The 22,340-nt window shown below is 62.9% G+C and carries 18 protein-coding genes; 10 read left to right on the top strand and 8 right to left on the bottom strand.

Going from position 1 to position 22,340, the window contains the following annotated elements:
* Nucleotides 1-10: 10 nt before the first annotated feature.
* The 7 genes from AB7M23_RS09190 (at nucleotide 11) to AB7M23_RS09160 (ending at nucleotide 5,148) form a co-directional block, all read left to right on the top strand.
* Nucleotides 11-1,363 carry a 3-oxoacyl-ACP reductase gene (locus AB7M23_RS09190; RefSeq protein WP_454240660.1) on the top strand — a complete coding sequence of 451 codons (1,353 nt, stop codon included), beginning with the start codon at nucleotides 11-13 and terminating at the stop codon, nucleotides 1,361-1,363.
* 2 nt (nucleotides 1,364-1,365) lie between these two features.
* Nucleotides 1,366-2,226 (top strand): MaoC/PaaZ C-terminal domain-containing protein, encoded by an 861-nt coding sequence (locus AB7M23_RS09185; protein ID WP_454240659.1) that lies wholly within the window; start codon nucleotides 1,366-1,368, stop codon nucleotides 2,224-2,226.
* Nucleotides 2,227-2,304: 78 nt separating this feature from the next.
* Nucleotides 2,305-2,610: a MazG-like family protein gene (locus tag AB7M23_RS09180; RefSeq protein ID WP_065757969.1), complete on the top strand. Its 306-nt coding sequence runs from the start codon at nucleotides 2,305-2,307 to the stop codon at nucleotides 2,608-2,610.
* Complete coding sequence (locus tag AB7M23_RS09175) at nucleotides 2,607-3,356, top strand: methyltransferase (RefSeq protein ID WP_065757968.1); 750 nt, start codon at nucleotides 2,607-2,609, stop codon at nucleotides 3,354-3,356. Before AB7M23_RS09180 ends, AB7M23_RS09175 begins: the two co-directional genes overlap by 4 nt.
* Before the next feature lie 20 nt (nucleotides 3,357-3,376).
* Nucleotides 3,377-3,997, top strand: a complete 621-nt coding sequence (locus tag AB7M23_RS09170) for a DUF4136 domain-containing protein (RefSeq protein ID WP_454240658.1) — start codon at nucleotides 3,377-3,379, stop codon at nucleotides 3,995-3,997.
* 26 nt (nucleotides 3,998-4,023) lie between these two features.
* On the top strand, nucleotides 4,024-4,584 hold the full coding sequence (locus AB7M23_RS09165) for a DUF4136 domain-containing protein (RefSeq protein WP_454240657.1): 561 nt from the start codon (nucleotides 4,024-4,026) through the stop codon (nucleotides 4,582-4,584).
* A 93-nt stretch (nucleotides 4,585-4,677) separates the two neighbouring features.
* The gene (locus AB7M23_RS09160) at nucleotides 4,678-5,148 is read left to right on the top strand and encodes a prepilin peptidase (protein ID WP_099773448.1); all 471 of its coding nucleotides are present in this window, start codon (nucleotides 4,678-4,680) and stop codon (nucleotides 5,146-5,148) included.
* 397 nt (nucleotides 5,149-5,545) lie between these two features.
* Here AB7M23_RS09160 and AB7M23_RS09155 read toward each other — a convergent pair whose 3' ends face one another.
* The gene (locus AB7M23_RS09155) at nucleotides 5,546-7,213 is read right to left on the bottom strand and encodes a ShlB/FhaC/HecB family hemolysin secretion/activation protein (protein WP_454240656.1); all 1,668 of its coding nucleotides are present in this window, start codon (nucleotides 7,211-7,213) and stop codon (nucleotides 5,546-5,548) included.
* Nucleotides 7,214-7,393: 180 nt separating this feature from the next.
* On the opposite strand from AB7M23_RS09155, the gene AB7M23_RS09150 reads away from it, so the two are divergent.
* Nucleotides 7,394-7,843: a DMT family transporter gene (locus AB7M23_RS09150; protein WP_065757963.1), complete on the top strand. Its 450-nt coding sequence runs from the start codon at nucleotides 7,394-7,396 to the stop codon at nucleotides 7,841-7,843.
* 12 nt (nucleotides 7,844-7,855) lie between these two features.
* On the opposite strand, the gene pbpC is transcribed toward AB7M23_RS09150, so the two are convergent.
* Nucleotides 7,856-10,210, bottom strand: coding sequence for a peptidoglycan glycosyltransferase PbpC (gene pbpC / locus AB7M23_RS09145; protein ID WP_454242159.1), 2,355 nt, complete (start codon nucleotides 10,208-10,210; stop codon nucleotides 7,856-7,858).
* A gap of 104 nt (nucleotides 10,211-10,314) precedes the next feature.
* Between pbpC and AB7M23_RS09140 the strand changes: the two genes are divergently transcribed.
* Nucleotides 10,315-10,608, top strand: coding sequence for a hypothetical protein (locus tag AB7M23_RS09140; protein WP_065757961.1), 294 nt, complete (start codon nucleotides 10,315-10,317; stop codon nucleotides 10,606-10,608).
* 66 nt (nucleotides 10,609-10,674) lie between these two features.
* Here AB7M23_RS09140 and AB7M23_RS09135 read toward each other — a convergent pair whose 3' ends face one another.
* A complete protein-coding gene (locus AB7M23_RS09135; protein WP_454240655.1) occupies nucleotides 10,675-15,573 on the bottom strand; it encodes an alpha-2-macroglobulin family protein in 4,899 nt (1,632 codons plus the stop codon).
* 171 nt (nucleotides 15,574-15,744) lie between these two features.
* Here AB7M23_RS09135 and AB7M23_RS09130 point away from each other — a divergent pair, with 171 nt between their 5' ends.
* Nucleotides 15,745-17,109 carry an MATE family efflux transporter gene (locus AB7M23_RS09130; protein ID WP_454240654.1) on the top strand — a complete coding sequence of 455 codons (1,365 nt, stop codon included), beginning with the start codon at nucleotides 15,745-15,747 and terminating at the stop codon, nucleotides 17,107-17,109.
* A 106-nt stretch (nucleotides 17,110-17,215) separates the two neighbouring features.
* Here AB7M23_RS09130 and AB7M23_RS09125 read toward each other — a convergent pair whose 3' ends face one another.
* The 5 genes from AB7M23_RS09125 to AB7M23_RS09105 form a co-directional block, all read right to left on the bottom strand.
* Nucleotides 17,216-17,533 carry a DUF3077 domain-containing protein gene (locus tag AB7M23_RS09125; protein ID WP_454240653.1) on the bottom strand — a complete coding sequence of 106 codons (318 nt, stop codon included), beginning with the start codon at nucleotides 17,531-17,533 and terminating at the stop codon, nucleotides 17,216-17,218.
* 371 nt (nucleotides 17,534-17,904) lie between these two features.
* Nucleotides 17,905-19,818 (bottom strand): arginine decarboxylase, encoded by a 1,914-nt coding sequence (speA, locus tag AB7M23_RS09120; protein ID WP_454240652.1) that lies wholly within the window; start codon nucleotides 19,816-19,818, stop codon nucleotides 17,905-17,907.
* Nucleotides 19,819-19,972: 154 nt separating this feature from the next.
* Entirely contained in the window at nucleotides 19,973-20,344 is a 372-nt protein-coding gene (locus AB7M23_RS09115) for a translation initiation factor Sui1 (RefSeq protein ID WP_065757957.1), read from the bottom strand.
* 193 nt (nucleotides 20,345-20,537) lie between these two features.
* Complete coding sequence (locus tag AB7M23_RS09110; protein ID WP_099773444.1) at nucleotides 20,538-21,074, bottom strand: NUDIX hydrolase; 537 nt, start codon at nucleotides 21,072-21,074, stop codon at nucleotides 20,538-20,540.
* Nucleotides 21,075-21,078: 4 nt separating this feature from the next.
* Complete coding sequence (locus AB7M23_RS09105) at nucleotides 21,079-22,152, bottom strand: DUF2333 family protein (protein WP_454240651.1); 1,074 nt, start codon at nucleotides 22,150-22,152, stop codon at nucleotides 21,079-21,081.
* Nucleotides 22,153-22,340 lie beyond the last annotated feature (188 nt).

Here is a 22,340-nt window from a genome sequence, read left to right as displayed (position 1 = left end):
GGCCTCATTCATGTCCGACCGCTATCTCGACTTCGCCAACTCCGACTTCGGTCGCCGCCTGGTCGGTGTCATCGGCTTGCCGACACCGGCCCGCCTGGAGCGCTGGGAGGCCGGCCGGATGCGTCCGATCGAAGGGGCGCTGCTGCTGGGCGGTGGCGCACTGTCGCGGCAGGTCGCCGGGTTTGCCACACGCCTGACCGACGAGGTCTACAGCTATGCCGATGAGGGCCTGCAACTGCCGGCGTGGGTGGCGGGCCTGGGGCCATCGCTCAAGGCGGTGCTGTTCGATGCCAGCGAACTGGAGGACATCGACCAGCTCAAGCAACTGCGCGAGTTCTTCCAGCCGCTGCTACGTAGCCTTGATGCCAATGCGTCAGTGGTGATTCTCGGGCGTGCCCCGGAACAGCTCGAAGCGCCGCTGGCCAGTGTTGCCCAGCGTGCCCTGGAGGGCTTCAGCCGTTCGCTGGCGAAAGAACTGCGCAACGGCGGCAGACTGCAACTGCTGTATGTCGGCGACGGTGCCGAGGACCAGCTTGAAGGCGCACTGCGTTTCTTCCTGTCGCCCAAGAGTGCCTTCATCTCCGGCCAGGTGCTGCGCTTGAATGCTTGCACCAGCCACGTTCAGGACTGGACGCGCCCCCTGGCCGGGCGCAAGGCACTGGTGACCGGCGCCGCACGCGGTATTGGTGCGGCCATCGCCGAAACCCTCATCCGTGACGGTGCAGACGTTGTGCTGCTCGACGTACCGCAGGCCAAGGCCGAGCTTGAAGCGCTCGCAACCCGCCTGGGGGCACGCAGCCTGGCCCTGAATATCTGTGCGGACGATGCTCCAGAACAGCTCATCGCAGGCCTGCCTGATGGCCTCGATATCATCGTTCACAACGCCGGAATAACCCGTGACAAGACCTTGGCCAACATGACCCCGGAGTACTGGGACTCGGTCATGGCCGTTAACCTGAAAGCACCGCAGATCCTGACCCAGGCCTTGCTCGACAGGGGCGCCCTGCACGCCAACGCCCGCATCGTGCTGCTGGCCTCGATCAGTGGTATTGCGGGCAACCGCGGGCAGTCCAACTATGCCGCCAGCAAGGCCGGCCTGATTGGCCTGGCCCAGGCCTGGGCGCCACGTCTGGCCAGCACGGGGAGCAGCATCAACGCCGTCGCCCCGGGTTTCATTGAAACGCGGATGACCGCCGCCATTCCTTTTGCCCTGCGCGAGGCAGGCCGGCGCATGAGTTCACTGGGCCAGGGCGGCCTGCCACAGGATGTCGCCGAAGCCGTGGCCTGGCTGGTGCAGCCGGGCAGCGGCGCGGTCAACGGACAGGTGCTGAGGGTCTGCGGGCAAGCGGTCATGGGGGCTTGAGCATGACGCATCAATGGCATGAACTGAGCACGACCGCCGCGCTGCCTGGGCTGTACCTGCGAGCAGCGCGCAAGCGCAAGATCAGCGGCACCACCCTGCCGACGACCGGGCTACGCTGCAGCCTTGAGGTCAATGCCGAGCGACTGGCCGCCTACCGCACGCTGTGCCACTTTGGTGACGACCCGCTGCTGCCCGCGACCTGGCCGCATGTAATGGCATTCCCCCTGCAACTGCAGTTGCTCACTGCCAGCGACTTTCCGTTCCCGCTGCCAGGCCTGGTTCACCTGAGCAACAGCATTCACGTCATACGACCGCTGGGCGGTGTCACCCGACTGCACTTCGCGGTGCGGGTGGATAACCTGCAGGCCCATGAGAAAGGCGCAACCTTCGACCTCATCACCGAAGCCCGCGATGGTCTCGGGCTACTCTGGAGCGAAACCAGCCGCATGCTGTGCCGAGGCGTGAAACTTCCAGGCGAACCCGCCCGCGAACCTGAAGCCGAAGCCCTGCCCCTGAGCGAACTGACCCGCTGGTACGCCGACAGCAACATCGGACGACGCTATGCACGCCTCTGTGGCGACTACAACCCGATCCACCTGAGCGCCATCAGCGCCCGCCTGTTTGGTTTCCCCAAAGCCATTGCCCATGGCATGTGGAGCAAAGCCATGGCCCTGGCCGCCTTGCGTGGCCACCTGCCAACCGGTGGTTACGCGATTGAGGTCAATTTCCACAAACCGGTACGCTTGCCAAGCGAGGTGGTACTCGACGCCAGCCCTGTCGCACCCACCGGGCAACTGCGTCTGAGTGGCCATGGCGGGTTGGTGCATATACAGGGGACATGGCGAGCGCTTGAAGCCCGCTGAACCAGCAACCTCTGGCCTTGAGGTCCTTGCGTTGCAGCGCGCTCAGGCTGAAGCTATGCAGCCTGAGGAGACTACCCCATGAATTTGCAAGCATTGACCGAACGACTGCACCGCATTCGTGACAACAACGACTGGCGCGGCTTTCATAGCCCGAAAAACCTGGCCATGGCGGCCAGCGTGGAAATGGCCGAACTGGTCGAAATTTTCCAGTGGCTGAGTGAAGACCAATCGCGCCAACTCTCCAGGGAGCAACTGGAACACGCCGGCCAGGAAGTCGGCGATGTCGTCCTCTACCTGCTATTACTGTGCAGTGAACTGGGCCTGGACATGGAGCAGGTCGTCACACTCAAGTTGGCTGACAGCGAGAGGCGTTTCGCCCGATGAATGACCGTCACTTCGATGAGCTGGCGACCCGTTTTGCCGAAAAGATCTACGGTGGAGCAAAAGGTGCGATTCGTCTGGCGGTGCTCCAGGCCGACCTTGTCGAGAGCCTGCCAGAGCGCCCACTACGCGTTCTCGATATTGGTGCAGGCCTGGGCCATATGGCCTTGTGGCTGGCCGAGCGCGGCCACCAGGTAACCCTGGCCGAGCCCGCCGCGCCGATGCTTGACGGTGCCCGTGCACGTTTTGCCGACGCAGGCCAGCACGCCACGTTCATCCAGGCCCCCTGGCAAGACCTGCTCGGCCAACTCACCGAGCCCTATGACCTGGTGTTATGCCACGCCGTGCTTGAATGGCTGGCCGAGCCCGAGGCCATTCTGCCGGTCCTGCATCAACTGACCCGCCCCGGCGGCTGGTTGTCGCTGGCGTTCTACAACCGTGATGCCTTGGTGTACCGCAACCTGCTCAAGGGCCATTTCCGCAAAATGCGGCGCAACAGCATGGCTGGCGAAAAGCAGAGCCTGACCCCGCAAAAACCACTTGATCCACGCGAACTCAAGGTGCACCTTGAACGCCTGTGGCAGGTTGAAAACGAAAGCGGCGTGCGGGTTTTCCACGACTACATGCCGAGCGAGTTCCAGGCCAAGGCCGCGTTGAGCGACCTGCTGGAAATGGAGCTGGCGCACCGCCGCCATCCGGTGTTCGCCGGGCTGGGCCGTTACCTGCACTGGATCTGCCGGCCCCTGTAGCGGGTCGACTGGAGCACGACATGTCGTACCGTCCTGTTGCTGCGAGCCTGATCTGCCTGGCCTTGGTTGGCTGTCAGGGCAGCAACCCCTATGTCGCCAGCGCTCTGCCAATGCCGCCAGCACCCGCGCATGCAGCCAACACCTTCGATGCCAGCGCCTACCCGGCAGCGAACCGTGATTATGCGCACTACCGCAGCTGGAGCTGGCGCAATGGCCAACTGCCCGATGGCAGTAGCATCGCCGATCCGGCGCAACTGGCCGAGGCGGTCAGTAACGCACTTGACCAACACGGCCTACGGCCCTCCCGCGAGCAGCCCGCCGACCTGCAGGTCAGCGCCAGCCTCAGTGTGGAAAAACGCCTGCACCAGGTTCGTGAGGACGACTACCCTTATGGTGGCTATGGGTACAGCGGTTATGGCTATGGTCACCACGGCGGTTATGGCATGTACACCAGCGTCCCCATCGTGCGGACCTACGAAATCGAAGTGTTAGTGGTGCGCCTGCACCTGTTCGACGCCAGCAATGGCCAAGCGGTCTGGAGTGCCAGCGCCGAAGCCGCGAACCCGAGCTCCGAGCGGGGCCGTGCCGATGCAGTGCGTAGCGCAATTAACAAAGCACTGGAGGGTTATCCTCCCAGTTAGGTTGTAGAGGCCACCGGAGAACCGTCATGTTCCGCCGTATTGCGTTACTTGCCTTGTTTGCCCTGTTGAGTGCTTGCCAGAGCAACAATGTCACCCAGGACTTCGACGCCAGCCGAGACTTCGCCAGCTACCGTAGCTGGGCCTGGAAAGAACCGGCCTTGCAGTACCGGCCCGACGATCCGCGCATCCAGAGTGACTTGACCGAGCAACGCATTCGCCAGGCCATCAGTGGTCAGCTCGATCAACGCGGCCTGCGCCCAGCGCAAGGCAGCAGCCATGCCGATCTGAGCGTACAGGCCTACCTGATCGTCGAAAACCGCCAGCAGCAGGTCACGACCAACTATGGTGGCGCATGGAACGGCTATTGGGGCGGCTACTGGGGCGGGCCGGCCTACAACGAAACCCGCAGCGTCGACTACACGGTGGCCACCATTCAGGTCGACCTGTTCGACGGTCGCGACGGCAAGCTGGTCTGGCGCGGCAGCGCTGAACACGTCATGAGCAACTACCCGCCCAGCCCTGCAGAGCGCAGCAGTGCGATCCAGAAAACCGTCGCCAAGGTCCTGGCCAACTACCCACCGCGCTGAGCTTTTTTTTCCGCCGTGGCTGAAGGCGTCTACCCTGAAAGAGAGCGCAGACGGCTCCTAGAATCAATCATCGAAAAGGATGGCAACTCACCCATGCAAAGCATCGTCCTGCTGCTGTGGCTCGCCTTGTGTGCCGAACAGGATGTACGTGAACGCCAGGTCGCCGATACCCTGACGCTGGGTGCCGCCACGTGCGCACTGGCTTACCTGTTCACCACCGGGCATACCTGGATAGGCGCCGACGCCAGCGAAGGCGGCTGGGCGCTGGCCTTGGTCATGCTGCTGACCTTGCCCGGCTACATGCTTGGCCATGTGGGTGCGGGTGACGTCAAGCTGCTCGCCGCGTTGGCACTGGCCACCGACAAGATGCATGTCCTGGGCACCTTTATCGGTGCGGGCGTGGCCTTGGTGATCTGGCTATTGAGCCGGCGCTGGCTGTGGTCGCTCTTGAGCCTGCGAGTGAAAAAACGCCTCACGCAACTGCGTGAAGCGTCATCGAGCAAACAGCCCTTCGCACCGTTCCTGATGGCAGGCTTTCTTCTGGCTGCGGTGTGGATCCAGTAACCGAACCGCCCCTGCTTAGCGCTCGCGCTTCAAAATGACACGCTTCCCGCCAGGGACCGGCGGCCAGTGCCCGCCAGATTCTGCGCCCCAGAACCTGTTCAAGACGTTGAAAATTGCCTGAGGGCGGTACGATCAACCGCTCACTCATGAACACCGGCACGGCCTCCGATACGCCAGGATCCCGACTGAGCACCTGCCCGCAGAAACAGGCCACAAGCGCCCCCAGCAGAAACGCCCTCACCAGGCTAATGGTAATGCGACTACTCATGTCGGCCCCCTCTGCTCAAACGACCACTCACAGTGTCTTTTCAGGCAGCGCCCCAACCCTGCAGCGGCATTCAATGGCTTCGTTAATTGACGGTAGCGCAAGGAAAACGAAATGCCATCCCCTACAGGTTTACAACTTCAGGCTGAAGCTCACGGTAAAACGCGGCTGCCGATCAACGCTGTCAAACGCCACATCGGCCAAAGGTTTGGCGATCTCCAGTGACAGGTTGTAGTCACGCAAATCCCCCATGCGCACCCCCAGCGCCAGCGATGCCAGGTGCGCACTGCGTACATCCAGTTTGTTGAACCAGGCCTGGGCGGTATCCAGCACAGCATAGGGTTGCACCACGTTCAGTAGGCCACCCTCCCCCATGACGCTGTAGTTGACCTCATAAGCCAAGCCCCATCCTTTGTCGCCCGAGGCCTGGTCGACCGGGTAACCTCGCCCAAAATACCGCCCACCAAACACGGCCCGTTCACTGTCCGGCAGGCTGTCGTCGCTCCAGTACAGAGCCCCCGAGGCCACACCCTGCCAATTGTCGAAGAAACGGTCACGCTGGACGCCGGACACGCGCAGGCGCAAAAAATCCAGGTCGTAATCGCTGTTGGTTTTGGCCCCCAGGTAATCAAGCCCCTGGTACACACCTCCACTGATCATCCGCAGTTGCCGCTCATCAGCCTTGCGCCAATCCCCCTCAAAGCTGAGCACACGGGTATCGGTATCCGTTGAGGTATTGAGCGGCGTACCGTCAGCCCGATAGTCAATGCGGTCACGCACCGCGTAGAGCCTTGCCGCAACATTCAGCCATTCGTCAGGTGCGGCAATCAGTGGCTGGCTCAGCCCCGCCGATACAGTGTCGCTACGCCAATCCCGCAGCAGCTCCTGGCCATTGCGAAGGTGTAGCGGCGTGTCCGACTCCGTGCGGAAGGTCGAGGCAGCCAGGTTCAACTGGCTGCCCTCGCTGTCCAGGTACTGGGCATAGTCGAGATGGTAGTAACGCTGATGATCATCGCCCGGCGCAAACAAGCCACGAACACTCAATTGCTCACCCAGCGCCGTCTGCGACTGGCTGTCCAGGCTCAATAACGCTTGAGGGTCTGCACGGCTGCCATCGTTCAGTACCACCGCCGCCGCCAAGGGTTGGCGCGATGCCCTGACGATCAACCGGGCAGCACCGTCCGACGGGCTGGCGGGGCTCAACAAGCCTTTCAGGGTCACGCCTGGCACGTGGTTCATCAAACTGGTGTAACGCTCAAAGGTTTGCCGTGTCAGTGGTCTTTGCGCCTTGATCCTGTCTGCCAGGCGTGTCACATAGGCCGACACAGGGCCGACATCACCGCGCAGTTCAACGTCGCGCACGTAGCCTTCAACCAGTACTACCCGCAAGGAACCTTCACTGAAGTCCTGATCCGGCACCACCGCATAAGACAGAAAATAGCCATCACGGTGATAACGCTCGGTCAATCGCGCCGTGGCCTCAAGCACCTCGTCAAGGGTGACGGCGCGTTCTATCAGGTCCTGATAGTTGTCTTTCAAATCACTCAGTGGGTAGACCGTACCGCCCTCAAAATGCACCTTTCGAAACCACACCCGGGTACCGGTCGGCAAACGCAATAAAGGCGGCTTCGCAGGCGCGACAAACACATCGGCTGCGACCGGGCGATAGGCATCGATCGGCAGGTTGGACGTTGGCAGGTAGCGTTCGATCGCACTGCGATTGAGGTCATTCTGCAGGGCGTCGGCGCACACGCCACACCCCCAGGAAAGGCCCAGCAATGCGAGGGTCATCGAACGCATAGGACACTCCTTGACCCTGAATGTACGGGGCGGCTCGACGGTGCGTTTCGTCTAACCCAAGCGTAGGTGTTGCCCGAACAACCGTCTAATTGGCCATACGGTCTACAGTTGCCAGAGGCAAGACGAGCACCCCTCGCCGCCTGCCGTTATAATCCGCGCCCCTTTTTTCTGGAGATTGCCATGCCCGCCCCTGCCTGGTGGCTGCTCTGCCTGCCGTTCGTCGCTGGCGCCTTTCTGCCGCTGCAAGCCGGTATCAACGGCCAGTTGGCCAAACAGGTGTCCAGCGTACTCGCCGCCGCCCTGATTTCCTTTGGTGTCGGCACGGTAGCGCTGCTTGCGCTGGTGTTGCTGCAGCGCGAAGTGCCTGGTTTCAACGCCCTAAAGAGCCTGACCTGGTGGCACTGGTGCGGTGGTCTGCTGGGTGCATTTTTCATTACAACGGCCGCCTTTGCCGGCCCGCGCATCGGCGCATTGCTGTTCATGGCGCTGGTACTGGCTGGACAGTTGGCAATGGCCTTGACCCTCGACCATTTCGGCTGGGCCGGCTTTCGCGAAGCGCCGGCCAGCCTGGGCAAGGTCGCCGGCTTGCTGCTGGTACTGGCCGGCGTCTGGATGATTCGTCGCGGCTGAATAGACTGAGGCTCAGTCGTTGACCTGAAACTCGATGCGTGCGGTCTGCCCGCTGGCGTCGAGTGTACTCAACTCATACCGGCCGGCCTGCTCGAAACTGACCGTGAGGCTATCCTGTGCGGCGGTCTCGCCCACCGGCGCGCCGTTGAGGAACCACCAGCGCTGGCCACTGCCACCCAAGGCCGACACTTTCAGTTGCAGCGCGTCGCGACTGGTCGCCGGTCGGCGCAATTGGTCGCCGTTGCGCACACCAACAATCGACAACGGCGCGGTGGCGTCCGGCACCTTCGGCGGGCACCGTGGATCAATGGCCGGCAACCGTGCCTCGCGTCGCTCCACCCGGGGCAACCACGGTTCCAGTGGCGCAGGCCACAAGGCGATGTCGCGAGCATGGGCACCGGGGCACGCCGCATCGACACGCAAGCCCTGGTCATTGACCCAGACCTTTTCCAGCAAGCCCACACTCAGGGGCTGATCAAGCGCCTGCAACGTCGGCGGCGTGGTGCCATCAAGCGTCCAGGCGAAACGTTGCCGCCGACAGTTGTCATCCTGCCGGGCCATCGGCTGGCCCAGTGGCCAGCAGATCGCTGCCACCCCAACGTTGGCCGGTACGGCTGCTACCGGTGCGGTGATGCCGCGCTGGCTGTCGCGGTTACTCAACACGTCATGCACCTGCAGCATCAAGGGCGCCGCCGAGGCCAGGCCAAACTGGCCCGGCACCGGTGTACCATCGGGGCGCCCGATCCAGATCCCGATCAGGTAGCGTGGGCCAACGCCAATCGACCAGGCGTCACGAAAGCCATAACTGGTGCCCGTCTTCCAGGCCAGTTGTGGCCGCTGCACCAACTCGGCATGGGGGTCGAGGTCTGGGCGGGCCTGGCCACTGAGAATGCGCCGCGTGATCCACGCCGCACCCGGCGACAACAGGCGCCGCTCCAGCAGTGGGTCGTCGGGCTGCAAACGCAGCGCGGCACTCATGCCGTTGCGGGCAAAGGCACTGTAACCGCTGACCAGATCCTCCAGGCGGCTGCCCGCACCGCCCAGGATCAACGACAGGTTGGGCTCGGCCAGTGGTGGCAACGTCAACGGCATGCCGCCCTGACGCATCTGCGCGGCAAAGCGTTTCGGCCCATAGGCTTCAAGCAATTGCACCGCGGGCAGGTTCAGAGACAAGGCCAGCGCCGAACTGGCCGAAACCGGCCCGCTGAAACCCTGAGAAAAATTGCCGGGACGGTAGTCGCCGTAACGCCGAGGTACGTCCTGCAGCAGCGACTCGGAGTGAATCAACCCTTCATCAAGCGCCATTCCGAACAGAAACGGCTTGAGGGTCGAGCCGGGTGAGCGCAGGGCACTGATCATGTCGACATGACCGAAGCGCCGGGTATCGCCGAGATCGACCGAGCCCAAGTAAGCGCGCACGGCCATGGTCTGCGACTCGACCACCAGAATCGCTGCCGACGTACGTTCAGGCAGGCGCGCGCGCCACCCCAGCAGCAGGTCCTCCAGACGGCGTTGCAGGGCGGCATCGAGGGTGGTGCGTATCAATGGCGGGCTGCCCGGACGGTTCAAGCGCCGGGCCAACAGCGGGGCCAGTGTCGGCTCCTGACGTGGCGCCAGCAACAGTGGTTCCTGTGCCGCTTCGGCAACCTGTTGCTCAGGCCACACCCGGTATTCGGCCAGCCGCTGCAGCACCTTGTCACGTGCAGCCTGGGCACGCTGCGGGTGACGATCAGGGCGCAGGCGGCTCGGTGCTTGCGGCAACACCGCCAACAGCGCGGCGTCGGCCGGGGTCAGTTGTTGAGGTGACTTGCCCAGGTACGCCCAGCTTGCTGCCGCGACCCCTTGCAATGTGCCGCCAAAGGGCGCGCGGTTGAGGTAGATCTGCAGGATCTCGTCCTTGGACAGGTGCCACTCCAACTGCGCGGTACGCCAGAGCTGGCGCAACTTGCCGGGCAGCGTTCTGGCATGCGGGTCGAGCAGTCGCGCCACCTGCATCGACAAGGTACTGCCACCGGACACCACGCGGCCACCCTGCAGGTTCTGCCAGACAGCGCGCCCCAAGGCCAAGGGGTTCACCCCGGGATGGCGATAGAACCAGCGGTCCTCGTAGGTCAGCAAGGCCTGCAGGTACAGGGGCGACACCTGCTCAGGGGTGATCGGGTAGCGCCACACGCCATCGGCATCGGCGAAGCGCCACAACGGTGTACCATCCTCCGCCAACACCACCCGGGCCAGGTCATCTGCAGGCAACGGCAGCGGCCAGATACGGTCGGCAAGCCATAGCAGCGCGCACAGCAGCAACCCACCCGCCGCGATGCCCGCAAGCCATCTACCCGTGCGACTATCAGGGCGAACTACGCTGAACATCACGTGCCGACACCTTGTTCCGGGCACAGGGAACCGAGCCGGCCCGTGAGTGGCCAAAGGCTGGAAAATGGCGAAACTGCCATGATGATTATCAGGAAGCGATTATGCATGTAGAAGGTTTTTTCGAATGGCTCGGCCAAGCGCTGGGCGCCTTGATCCGCTTTGTAGTGGATGGCCTCAATGGCCTGTTCAGCCTGCTGTCCAACGCTGGCGGCAGCTTTATCGAAGGCCTTTCGCGCACCTTGGGCATGGACACCTCGCTGGTCAGCATCCTCACGCTGATCGTCGGGCTGCTGGTGCTGTACTCGGCGGTTCGCGCATTCATGCGCGCCTCGATCATTATCGGGATCATCTGGTTGCTGCTGGGGTTGTGGATTCTGAGCTGGGTGGTGCATTGACCACCCTCGCCGGCAAGGCCGGTGCCTACAGGACAGATATCACCCTGTAGGCACCGGCCAGCAGACTCAGCGCTCCTTGACCACCAACGACCCACGCGCCTCGCCGACCGCCTGCCAGTTTGGCCGGTACATCGACTCGACCTGTGGCGGTGGCACCCGGTAAACACCCGGGGTCACTGCACGGGCCAGGTACAGCAGGTGCGTGGTGCCGTATCCATCCAGGTCCACCGCCGCGACATAACGATCGTCACGGAACTCCTGATGCAGCAAGGTCGCGTTCTGCATCGCACTGTGCCACTCCTTCACCGCACTGCTGGCGTTGTCCAGGCTGGCCGCACTTTGCGCCAGGTTCTGGTTCTCCAGCTCCAGGCCGGCAGGCAGCAGGTCGACCACCAAGGCATCCGGCACACGCTGACTGGCACTCACCGCAAGGTGTACCAACACCAGTTGGCCGCTCTTCAGGCCATTGAGGTCCAACGGCTGGCCGTTCATGCCCAGGTAATCGCGGCGGATGCTCAGGTTCTCGCCACCGGCAGGTGGCGCCACCTGTGGATAACCCGACAAGGTCAGTTGCTGGTAGAGGGTCTGGTCACCGTTGTTCTGTACGGTCAACGACTGAGCCAGCGCAGTGCTTTCAAGCTTCACTGCAGGCTGTGCCTGGCTCAGCTCTCGCACCTCGCCGCCAGCCTCCAGGCGAGCGGTCCAGGGTTGCTCTGGCTTGCCGAGCAAACCGCGCCCGGCCAGGAACAGGGCGTTGCGCTCCTGCGTCGACAACCAGCGATTGGCCGCCAACAGGTCCGACAGCTCGAATAACCGAGCCTCACGCTTGCCCGCCGCCAGGTTGTTTTCTTCCAGCAGGGCCAGAATCAAGGCCTGATCCCGTAGCGGGCTACCGTAGTCGCCCAGCCAGTAGCGGCTATCACGGGTAACCGCCAGCCCGGCCTGCATGGCCTGTTCGGCACGCGGTTTGTCACCCATCTTGTCCAGAGCCACGGACAACTGCACCAGCGGCAGGCCCGAGCGCGCATCGCTGCGACGCTCGAACAAACTGCGCAGGGCGCCCAGTGGCGCTTGCTGACTGCGCGCCAATACCAGCGCGGCATACGCCTGCACGGCAAAGCGGCTGTGCTCGGCGTTCTGGCTGTAGCGCACCTCGATCAGGTTACGCTCCTGCACGTAACGCAGCAGGCGCTCACTGGCCTTCTTCAAGGCTTCGGCCGGCACCGCATAGCCTTGATCACGGGCACGCAGGAGGAAGTCGGTGACATAGGCGGTCAACCAGTACTCTTCCTCACCGTCAGCACTCCACAGGCCGAAGCTGCCGTTGTAGCGCTGCATACCCAGCAAACGCTCGATACCAACTTCGATCTTGCGCTGACGTTTATCCGCAGCCTCGCCTTTCAGGCCCAGGCGCTTAAGTGTCGCGTCATCGGCATAAAGCGAGGGGTACAGGCCACTGGTGGTCTGCTCGGCACAGCCATACGGGTAGGCTTCCAGCGCGCGAATCTGCTCGCCAAGGTTCAGCGGTGGGCGGCTGGACAAGGCCAGGCTCGCCTCAAGGCCGGCCGGCTCGAACACCGCCAGTTCCGACTGCGGCAGGCTCCATGGCTGATCGCTGAGCGTCGCGCGGTAATGCTTGAGCAGCGCCGGGTAGGCCGGGCGTATGCCCAAGGTCCACTCCCGGCTGAACACGGTGTTCGGCTCGCCTGGCAGCACCAGGCCTTGCACCTGCACCTTGACCTGCCCTTGCCCCAAGCCACCAACGGCCTGCACCGGAATCAGCAAGGTCTTGCGCTGGCCTTCAGCCAACGGCACTTGCTGCTCGGCGGCGCGCATCAGGCTGAGCTGACCGTCAGCGCTGAACTGCACGGTAAGGTTCTGTGCCTTGCCGGAGAGGTTCGACAGGTCCAGCGCCAGGGTGGTGCGATCACCACCGGCAAGGAAGCGCGGCGCCGACAGCTCGGCAATCAGCGGCGCGGCGACGACAGTCTTGGCCTCGGCCATGCCGAAGCGGTCTTCGGTCCAGGCCTGGGCCATCACCCGCAGCTCACCGTTGAAATCCGGGATATCGACACTGGCCTGGCCTTCACCCTTCTCGTTCAGGGTCACCGGCGCGCTTTGCAGGGCAACGATGGTGACGCTGGTGTCCGGGCGTTTGCCACCTTTGGTCAGGCCGGCGTCACCACCGAATGCCAGGCTGGCCAGGCGGCCCTGACCGGCTTCGATCAACTGGCCGTAAATATCCAGTTGATCGGCCCCATAGGCCTTGCGCCCGAACATCGCGGCAAATGGATCAGGCGTTGCGTATTCAGTGATGTTGAGAATGCCAACGTCCACCGCTGCCAGCAGCACATGCACCTGCTTCGGCACACTGCCATCGGCGTTACGCGCCTGCACCTTGACCGTCAGGGGTTGCTTGGGACGCATCTTCTCTGGCGCCGTCAGGCTGACCGCCAGCTTGCGCTCGGCACGCTCCAGTGGCAGGTGCAGAATACCCACGGCACGCTTGGGCGTGACGTTGGCCTTGCGCTCACCCGGACGAATCACCAAGGCGCTGACATACAGATCGTGCCGCGCCCACTTGCGGTCCAGCTTGACCTCGAAGGCCTTGCCTTCGGCCGGCACGTCGATTTCCTCCCACCACAGCGGGCCATCGGCGGACTCGACCATCAAGTAACCCTTGCCTGCAGCAGGCGGGGTCACGGTGACCGTGGCGGTGTCGCCATCGGCATAGGCTTTCTTGTCCAGCGCCAGCTTGACCTGGTCTGGGCGTACGGCGCCGCCGTCGGTGTTGTCCTGGGCGCGGTAGCCGGCCCAGAAACGCAGGCTGCTGACCAGCCCGGTGCGCGGGTCTTCCACCTCGACACGGTACGGGCCCCACGCGACCGGAAAGCTGATCTTGGCGGTACCGCCGGCCTTGATGCTGACGGTTTCTTCACTCTGGGTCAGGTACTTCTCATTGAAGTTGTAGCTCCAGCCATCGCTTTCGGAGTAGTTCCAGTAGTAGTCACGGCGCTCCTGCACCAGGCGCACGCGCAGGTTATCCACCGCCAGCTTGTTGCCGTTGCGATCGGCGACAAGCAGTTCAAACTCGACCGGGCCGTCACCGTCGGTTTCCTCACCCTCAAACAGGCCACGCAGCCCCGGCAGCCGCTCGGCAGGCCAGATCGGCTGTTCAAGCCGGCGAGTGATTGGCCGGCCTCCGGACTCCTGCAGGCTCGCCTGCACCGTCAACTGCAAAGGCGAACGGGCATCGGACCATTTGCTCTCGATGCTCAGCGTGGCATCACCGGAGGCATCCAGGGTCGTTTCGTCCAGCTCCAGATCCTGGCTCAACTCCTGCTCGGTGACCGAACCGAACTGATAGCCGGGCAAGGCCGGCACCGCCTCACGCAGTGGGCGGATGTAGGCCTGGCCGCTCAGGCGATTGCCCGACGCTGGGGCGCCGTAGAGGTAACGGCCATTGACCGATATCTCGGCAGTTTCATCAGGGCTCAGGGGTGTCGGGCTGCCTTTGAGTTCGAGCGCCAGACGCTCGGGCAGGAAGTCCTCGACCATGAAGCCGTAGACCTGGCGCTGACCGCCGCCGAAGTCGAAGAGCAACTCCCAACGCCCGGTCGGCGCTTCGCCAGCCAGTTGCAGGGCGTATTGATAAAGGCCCTCGCTACCCGGTTCCCAGACAAACTTGCGGCTGATCTGGTTATCCGGGCGACGCACTTCTACCGTGACCGGTTGCGGCTTGACCGGCTTACCGTCCTGATCACGCAGCAGCGCGTTGAGCAGCACCGTCTCACCCGGGCGATAAAGGTCACGCGGACCAAACACGAAAAACTGCAAAGGGTTGGCCAGAGGCCCGGTGATGTCGAACTCGGCCAGGTCCAGCGCGGCGTTGTTCAGCCGCAGCATCGTGGTGTGTTCAGCCTGCTTGGCCAACAGCACTTCAGCCTTGGCCGCTGCCGGCAACTGCGCATGGCCGCTGCCATCGGTCTTGCCCTGGCCCAGCACACGGCCCTCGTTGTCGAGCAGTTCGACCTCCACGCCGCTGAGGGCCTTACCGCCCTCCAGCGCCTGGGTAAACACATCGAGGCGGTTCTGATAACGGTGCGCCGACAGGCCGATGTCACTGAGGGTGAACAGCGTGGCCGGCTGCGAGTAGTTGTAGGTACCCGAGGCACGCATGACCGCCAGATAAACCCCCGGTTGTTGCAGCGGCTTGAGGCCCGCGATCGGCAACAGCAGGGTTTCACGGGTATTGCGCGCCGGGTTCAGGTCGAAACGACCACCATAAACCAGCTCGGCCATCGGCAACAGCTCGCGGGACTCATAGGTCTGCAGGCTGCTGTTGCGGCCCCACTGCCCCAGGAAGGTCGGCAGCGCTTCAGGCTTGATCCGGAAAAATTCGACATCGACCTTGTCGACGTTCAGCGCGATCACCGGCAGGCCTTCGGCCACGCGGGTCGGCAACAGCGAGCCGCGGCTGGCGAAACCGACGGTCGGCTCCAGGTCGCGGGTTTCCAGTCGGCTGACCGACTCGGCAGCCAGGCGCTTGCCATTCACCGCCAACAGCCCGGCGTCGATGGTCAGCACCAGTTTGCGCTTGGGCTCCAGGTGCCGCAGTCGCAGCTCCATCTGGTTATCGGAGAGTTCCCAGGCACCGTCAACCTTGCCCTTTACCGTATCGACCAGGTGCAGGCGCTCGGCGAATGGCTGCTGAGCGTCCAGTGGTGCGCTGAACGACACCGACAAGGTGCTCGAGCCATCCAACTGCACCTCGGACACATCCACCACGCTCAACTCGCGTCCGGCGTAGCGTTGAGCCAGGGTTGCAGCGTCTTCACGTGCGGGCTTGGGCGCGCTGGGCGCCGCCTTCTCTGCCGGTGCAGGCGCGGGTTTGTCCACGGATGACGAGTCACAGGCACTCAATAGCGCCAGCGCACAGGCCAGCAACAATCCTTTGTTGAACATGGGAGATGAACTCTCTTGGGCAGCAGTGTCTTTAAGGGGTGAACTATATCTCATCAGCACCAGGGCAAGCGTGCGCAAATGCACGCTTTAGCCACAGGCCAGGCGCTCAGACCGCCTGTCGGCCCATTAGTGCCGTCTGTCCACTACAATGCGGGCTGACAAGGAGCCTGCATGACCTCACTGATCGCCGATTGGCGCGACCGACCTACCCACCGTAACGTGTGGGCGCTGGCCGCGCCGATGATTCTTTCGAACATCTCCGTACCGCTGGTGGCCTTGGTCGACAGTGCCGTGATCGGCCACCTGCCCCATGCCCACCAACTCGGTGCCGTGGCTGTCGGTGCCAGCCTCTATACCGTCCTGGCCTGGGTGATGGGCTTCCTGCGCATGGGCACTACCGGCTTTGCCGCACAAGCCGCCGGCCGTGAGGACGGCGCTGCCTTGCGCCAGGTACTGCTGCAAGGGCTGGCACTGGCGCTGTGCTTTGCACTGTTGCTGGGCCTGCTGGCGATCCCCTTCAGCCACCTGGCGTTGAGCGTGATGCAACCCTCGCAGGCGCTGGCACAAACCACCCATGACTTCTTCCAGACCCGCTTGCTCGGCCTGCCGGCCGCCCTGGCCAGCTTCGCCCTGGTAGGCTGGTTCCTCGGCACCCAGAATGCGCGTGCACCGCTGGCGATCCTGCTGACCACCAACCTGCTGAACATCGTGCTCAACCTCTGGTTCGTGATGGGCCTGGACTGGGGCGTTATCGGCTCGGCGCGGGCGTCGGTGGTCGCCGAGTGGAGCGCTGCCCTGCTCGGCCTGGCCTTGACCCGCCCGGCCCTGCGCGCCTACCCGGGCAAACTGGCCTGGGCAGCGCTACGCCGCTGGCAGAGCTGGCGACCGCTGCTGAGCGTCAACCGGGACATCTTCATTCGCAGCCTGGCCTTGCAGGCGGTGTTCTTCCTGATCACCGTGCAGGGCGCCCGCTTGGGCGATGCCACCGTCGCAGCGAATGCCCTGCTGCTCAACGGCTTGCTCCTCACGGCCTATGCACTGGACGGCCTGGCCCACGCCGTGGAAGCGCTTTGCGGTCACGCCATCGGGGCCGGCGACCGTCCCGCCCTGCGTCGCTCCTTGACCGTGGCGGCGGGCTGGTCGTTGCTGGCGAGCCTGGGGTTTGCCTTGCTGTTCATGCTTGGCGGCCACCTGTTCATTGAAATGCAGACCGACATCCAAAGCGTGCGTGAAACCGCCTTCGAGTACCTGCCGTACCTGGCAGTGCTGCCGTTGATCACCGTGTGGAGCTACCTGCTCGATGGCCTTTTCATCGGCGCCACCCGCGCACGGGAAATGCGCAACGGCATGCTGCTCAGCGTCGTCCTCGCCGTCCCCTTTGCCTATGCCATAAGCGGGCTGGGCAACCATGGGCTGTGGCTGGGTTTTCTGCTGTTCATGGCCTTGCGCGGCGTGACACTGGGCCTGATGAGCTGGCGGATGCAGCAACGCAATGAATGGTTCAAAGAGCCCACCCACGCACTGAAATCCCACTGATGCCATCGCAGGCAAGCCTGCCACACAGACAATGCAGTGTTCCACACTGATCCCTGTAGGAGTTGGCTTGCCAACGATGCGGGCGCCGCGCCTGCAAGGTCTGACCTCAGCGCCCCTTCGCCGCGTCCAGGCTTTGCTGCTCCAGGCTATCGAGCAACGCATCGACCAGCGCCTTGGCCATCTCCACCGAGTGCAAGGTTGACTGGGCGAAGCCTCGCCCGGACTCACTGGCCTGCTCGACCATCAACGGTCCCGTCAGGCTGGCGCACTTGAGGTACAGCCCGGCATGCACCAGCGCATCCTCAGGGTTGATACCCGCGCGTACGGCAAACAACGGTGGATGGCCAACATCGCAAAGGCCGAAAGGCGTTTCGGTGGTTTGAAGGAGATGAAAATCGGGAGGATCGGGGACGATTTTTTTCATGCACGAGGTCCTTTTGAAGTGGAGCCACCACCCGATCATCGCCAAACAATAAGGTGGCAGCTGTACGCGGGTTGGCGAACCGAGACAAAAGGAAAACCCGGCAGGGCCGAAACCCTCCCGCACACAGCCACCATAAAAATGGTGCGGACCTTTTGATTACCCCGAGTCGCCAAACCCGATCACCGAGATGTCAGTGACTCAGAAAGCCTAGTGACATGCTTCCCTTGGAGCAATCATCCGCACAACGACAGAATTCGTAGGATAGGTCCTAGGACAACTGCAGCACCAGCGGCGCTGTGTTGCAGTATTTGTGAAGGCCGACTCCCTGTCTGTAGGAGCCGGCCTTGGCCGCGATGGCAGCCGACGCCGTATTACGAGGACAGGTACGAAGAACGCGTCAGGCCCAGGCGCAGGGCATCCAGGAACTGGGTGCGCTCGCGGGCACTGATCTTGGCGCTGGCGACCTTGTCGCGGTAGTGCGTCATCAGCTCTTCCGGCGACAGGTGCACGTAACGCAGCATGTCTTCGATGGTGTCGTGGGTTTCGATACCGGCGTGGTACACGCTGCCGTTCGGGTTCTGGTAGATGTTCACCGAATCGGTATCACCGAACAGGTTGTGCATGTCCCCCAGAATTTCCTGGTAGGCACCTACCAGGAAGATACCCAGCAGGTAGTCTTCACCTTCTTTGATGCCATGCACCGGCAAGCTGGTCTCGATGCTCTGCTCGTCGACGTACTGGTTGATCTTGCCATCGGAGTCGCAGGTCAGGTCCTGCAGCACTGCGCGGCGCATCGGCTCTTCGTCAAGACGGTGCAACGGCAGGATCGGCAGTACCTGGCCAATGGCCCAGGTGTCCGGCAGGCTCTGGAACACCGAGAAGTTGCAGATGTACTTGTCGGCCAGCTTGTCGTTGAGTTCGTCCAGCACTTGACGGTGCGAACGCTGGCGCGCCTTCAGCGAGTTGTGCAGGCGGCGGCAGACGGCGAAGTAGCACTGTTCGGCCAGGGCTTTCTGGGCCAGGGTGATCTTGCCATCGGCATATTGGGCAGCGACGTCACTCATGTAGTGCGTGGCGCGCCAGTAGGTCTCGGTGACCATCTCGATGTCGGTCGGGCCAAGCAGGTCGATCAGCCATTGCACGGTTTCCGGCAGGCTTTCCTTGTCTTCGATGGTCGGCACTTCATCGTTGTGTTTCTCAACGTCCGTCACCTGCACCACGAGTACGGCGTGGTGGGCAGTCAGCGAGCGACCGCTCTCGGAGAAGATGTGCGGGTGCGGCAGGCCCTGCGCATCGCAGAACTCCTTGAGCATGCCGACCACGACACCGGCGTAGTCGTCCATGTCGTAGTTGATCGAACTGGCGTTGCGCGAGTGGGTACCGTCGTAGTCCACGCCCAGGCCACCGCCGACGTCGATGTGATCGACCGGCAGGTTCAGGGCGCGCAGTTCGCCGTAGTAGCGAATGGCTTCCTTGAAACCGTGCTGGTAGTCCGCCAGGTTGGCGATCTGCGAACCCATGTGGAAGTGCAGCAGGCGGATACCCTGATCCAGGCCGGCATCACGGAAGCGCTGTACCACCGAGATCAGTTGTGCCGCCGACAGGCCGAACTTGGATTTTTCGCCACCGGTGTCAGCCCACTTGCTCGAAGCCAGGGACGACAGGCGCACACGCAGGCCAACCTGCGGCTTGACCTTGAGTTCGGCGGCTTCTTCGATCACCAGCGCCACTTCCGACTCTTTCTCGATGACGATAAAGACGTTGTGGCCCAGCTTCTGGCCCATCAGCGCCAGACGGATGAACTCGCGGTCCTTGTAACCGTTGCAAACGATGGTGCCGCCCTTCGGCGCCAGCGCCAGCACGGCCAGCAGCTCAGGCTTGGAGCCTGCCTCAAGGCCGATGGACACGTTCTGGGTGGCGATGATGTTTTCCACCACCGCTTCCTGCTGGTTGACCTTGATCGGGTACAGCGCGGTGTACTTGCTCTGGTATTCCAGGCGCTCGATGTTGGCGTCGAAAGCACCGGTCAGTTGGCGTACGCGGTCTTGCAGGATGTCGGGGAAACGAACCAGCAATGGCAGCGACAAGCCGCTCTTGCGCAGTTCATCGACTTCCTCGAACAGGTCGATCGGCGCACTGCCCGGCCCGTTGGGGCGTACTTCGACGCGCCCGGCCTCGTTGATCGCGAAATACCCGGCCCCCCAATGGCGGATCCCATACACACTGCGGCTGTCCGCAACGGTCCATTGGCTGCCATCGTCTTTGCGTGTGCGTCGTACGGACATCGAAGTCCCCTATATAAAAAATCGAAGAACACCGGCCAGCCCGGAGCGGGCGCAGTGTAAATCCTGAAAATGACGGTCTTCCGTGTTCAGGGGTAGACCCTTCCTACGGGAACGAGTTTAGAAACGGGAATGCAAAAAATCGCGACGGGGCCGATCAGCCACCGGATTTTTTCGCCTTGAAGCCCTGTTTGACCAGTTCTGCCAGTAACAGCTCGACATGATCGCCCTGGATCTCGATGACACCGTCCTTCAAGGCACCACCGGTTCCACAGCGGCGCTTGAGCGTGCTGGCCAGATCCTTGAGTGCTTCGAGGGGCAGCGGCACGCCGCTGATGGTGGTAACGGTCTTGCCGCCACGGCCTTTGCTTTCGCGGCGCACGCGAGCAATGCCATCGCCTTCGGGGATGGCCGTCTGCTTGCAGATGCAGGCATCGATGGGTTGGCTGCAGTCCGGGCAATGCCGACCTGCATCGGTGGAGAACACCAGGCCGCCAAGGGCAGCGAATGATGCGGCTTTTTTGGCCACTTTTGATCCTCTATCGTGAGGACAAAAACTGGTCGATGCCCCGAGCGGGGTACCGACCGCGAAGCCCCACTCTGGCAGGGGCAGCGCAACCGGGTCTGCGAACAGTCCCGGCTTTAAAAGGCCGCGCAGTGTAACGACAAATGCAGCAAATGCTAAGTACAAATCTGCGCCATTTTAGGCAGATTTAGCGACCTCAGGATTGACGGTCGAGGTAACGTTTCAACGCGGCCAGTGAATCGGGGCAATACGGCTGCACCAGGCTGTCGGCCATGACCGCTTCCAGGGGCAGAAAACGAGCCTCGCTGACCTCCTCCGGCTGTAGCCGCAGTGGGCCGTCCCAGACGGCCGAGAACACCGCGCACCACAAACGGTTGTCGGGCTGATCGAAGAAAAAACGCTCATGGGCCGTCAGTTCAACGCCGGTTACGCCCAATTCTTCTTCCAGCTCTCGCGCTGCCGAGGCGGCGTAGCTTTCACCCACCGCCACCATGCCGCCAGCGGCCACATCCCAATAGCCCGGATAAAGCGCCTTGCTCAGTGTGCGCCGGTGCACGCACAGGTGCCCGGCCGAGTTGAACAGCAGAATGAACGTGCCACGACCGATCAAGCCGCGCTCGCGCAACTCGGCCCGTTGCATGGCACCCAGCTCGGCATCGTCGCGGTCGACCCAGACGATGCGCTCAGCATCTGAAGCGGCGCGATGCGCCGCCTCGCGGGAAGAGATGGCCACCGCCTCAGCCCTGGGACAGCAGTTGGCGCAGGTCGATCACTGCGGCGTTGGCCCGGGAAATGTAGTTGGCCATCACCAGCGAGTGGTTGGCCCACATGCCGAAGCCACTGCCGTTGAGTACCATCGGGCTCCACAGAGACTCTTGGGAGGCCTCCAGCTCGCGGATGATCTGACGCACGCTGACGGTGGCGTTCTTCTTCGCCAGCACGTCGGCGAAGTCGACCTCGATGGCGCGCAGCAGGTGCGACAGCGCCCACGCCTGGCCACGGGCCTCGTAGAACACGTTGTCGATCTGCAGCCACGGGGTCTCGACCACTTCCTCATCCAATTGCGGCACCTGGCCGGCAACCACAGACTCGGTTTTCAGGGTGGTATTGAGCTTGACCCGGCCGACGCTGGCCGACAGGCGCTGGGACAGCGAACCCAGGCGCGTGGCGACATCGCCCAACCAGTTGTTCAGGTTGTCGGCACGGGTATAGAACTGCGCGCCCTGCTGGTCAGGCGAGGCCAGGCGGTTCTGATAACGGGTCAGGCTGTTGATGCCTTCCTGGAACTCCGACTCGCTCGACGGCAAGATCCAGCTCTTGTTGTCGAAGTTGAAGCGCGGCTCGGCCTTGGCCAGGTCAGCATCCTCGGTGGACTGCGACTGGGAGCGGGCAAAGTCCTTGCGCAGGGCGCGGCTCAGGTCACGCACCTGGACCAGCACGCCGTACTCCCAGCTCGGCATGTTGTCCATCCACAGGCCTGGCGGGAAACGGTCGTTGGAGATATAGCCACCGGGCTTGTGCAGCAACGTACCGGAAACAGTCTTGAGAGTTTCGATGGTGGTATAGCCGATCACCATCTGCTTGCCCGTGCGCTCAGCTGCAGCCTGGGCGTTCTGCTGAACCGGGAACAGGTCAGGCTCCTCGCTCCAGTACCAGCCCAGGGCAATCGTCACCAACAGATAAATGGCAATGAGTGTTCCCAGCGCCCGGCTGAACAACAGGCCGCTGAAATAGCTGCCCGCTGCTGTTTCACGGGTACCAGCCCGCTCGCGCACCTCGGCTTTGCCTGTACGGTTTTTCCAGTCCAGCATGGCATTGTCCTTTCAGTCACGTCGGTTCAAAGGTTCGACCGCAAGCCCGGGCATTGCGCCGGCGTACCCTGTGCTTTTCACAGCCGCTCGCCTGCCGGGGGTCGGCATCATGCGTTGCACTATAAATCAACCCGGCTGCTTCGCATAAGCGACTATCCGGTCACGAACTGAATTTGCAGGCAACGCGG

This window comes from Pseudomonas sp. HLS-6 TE3448 (assembly GCF_053629555.1).
The sequence above is the reverse complement of the archived record's forward strand: the minus strand, read 5'-3'. Positions and strand labels throughout refer to the sequence as shown.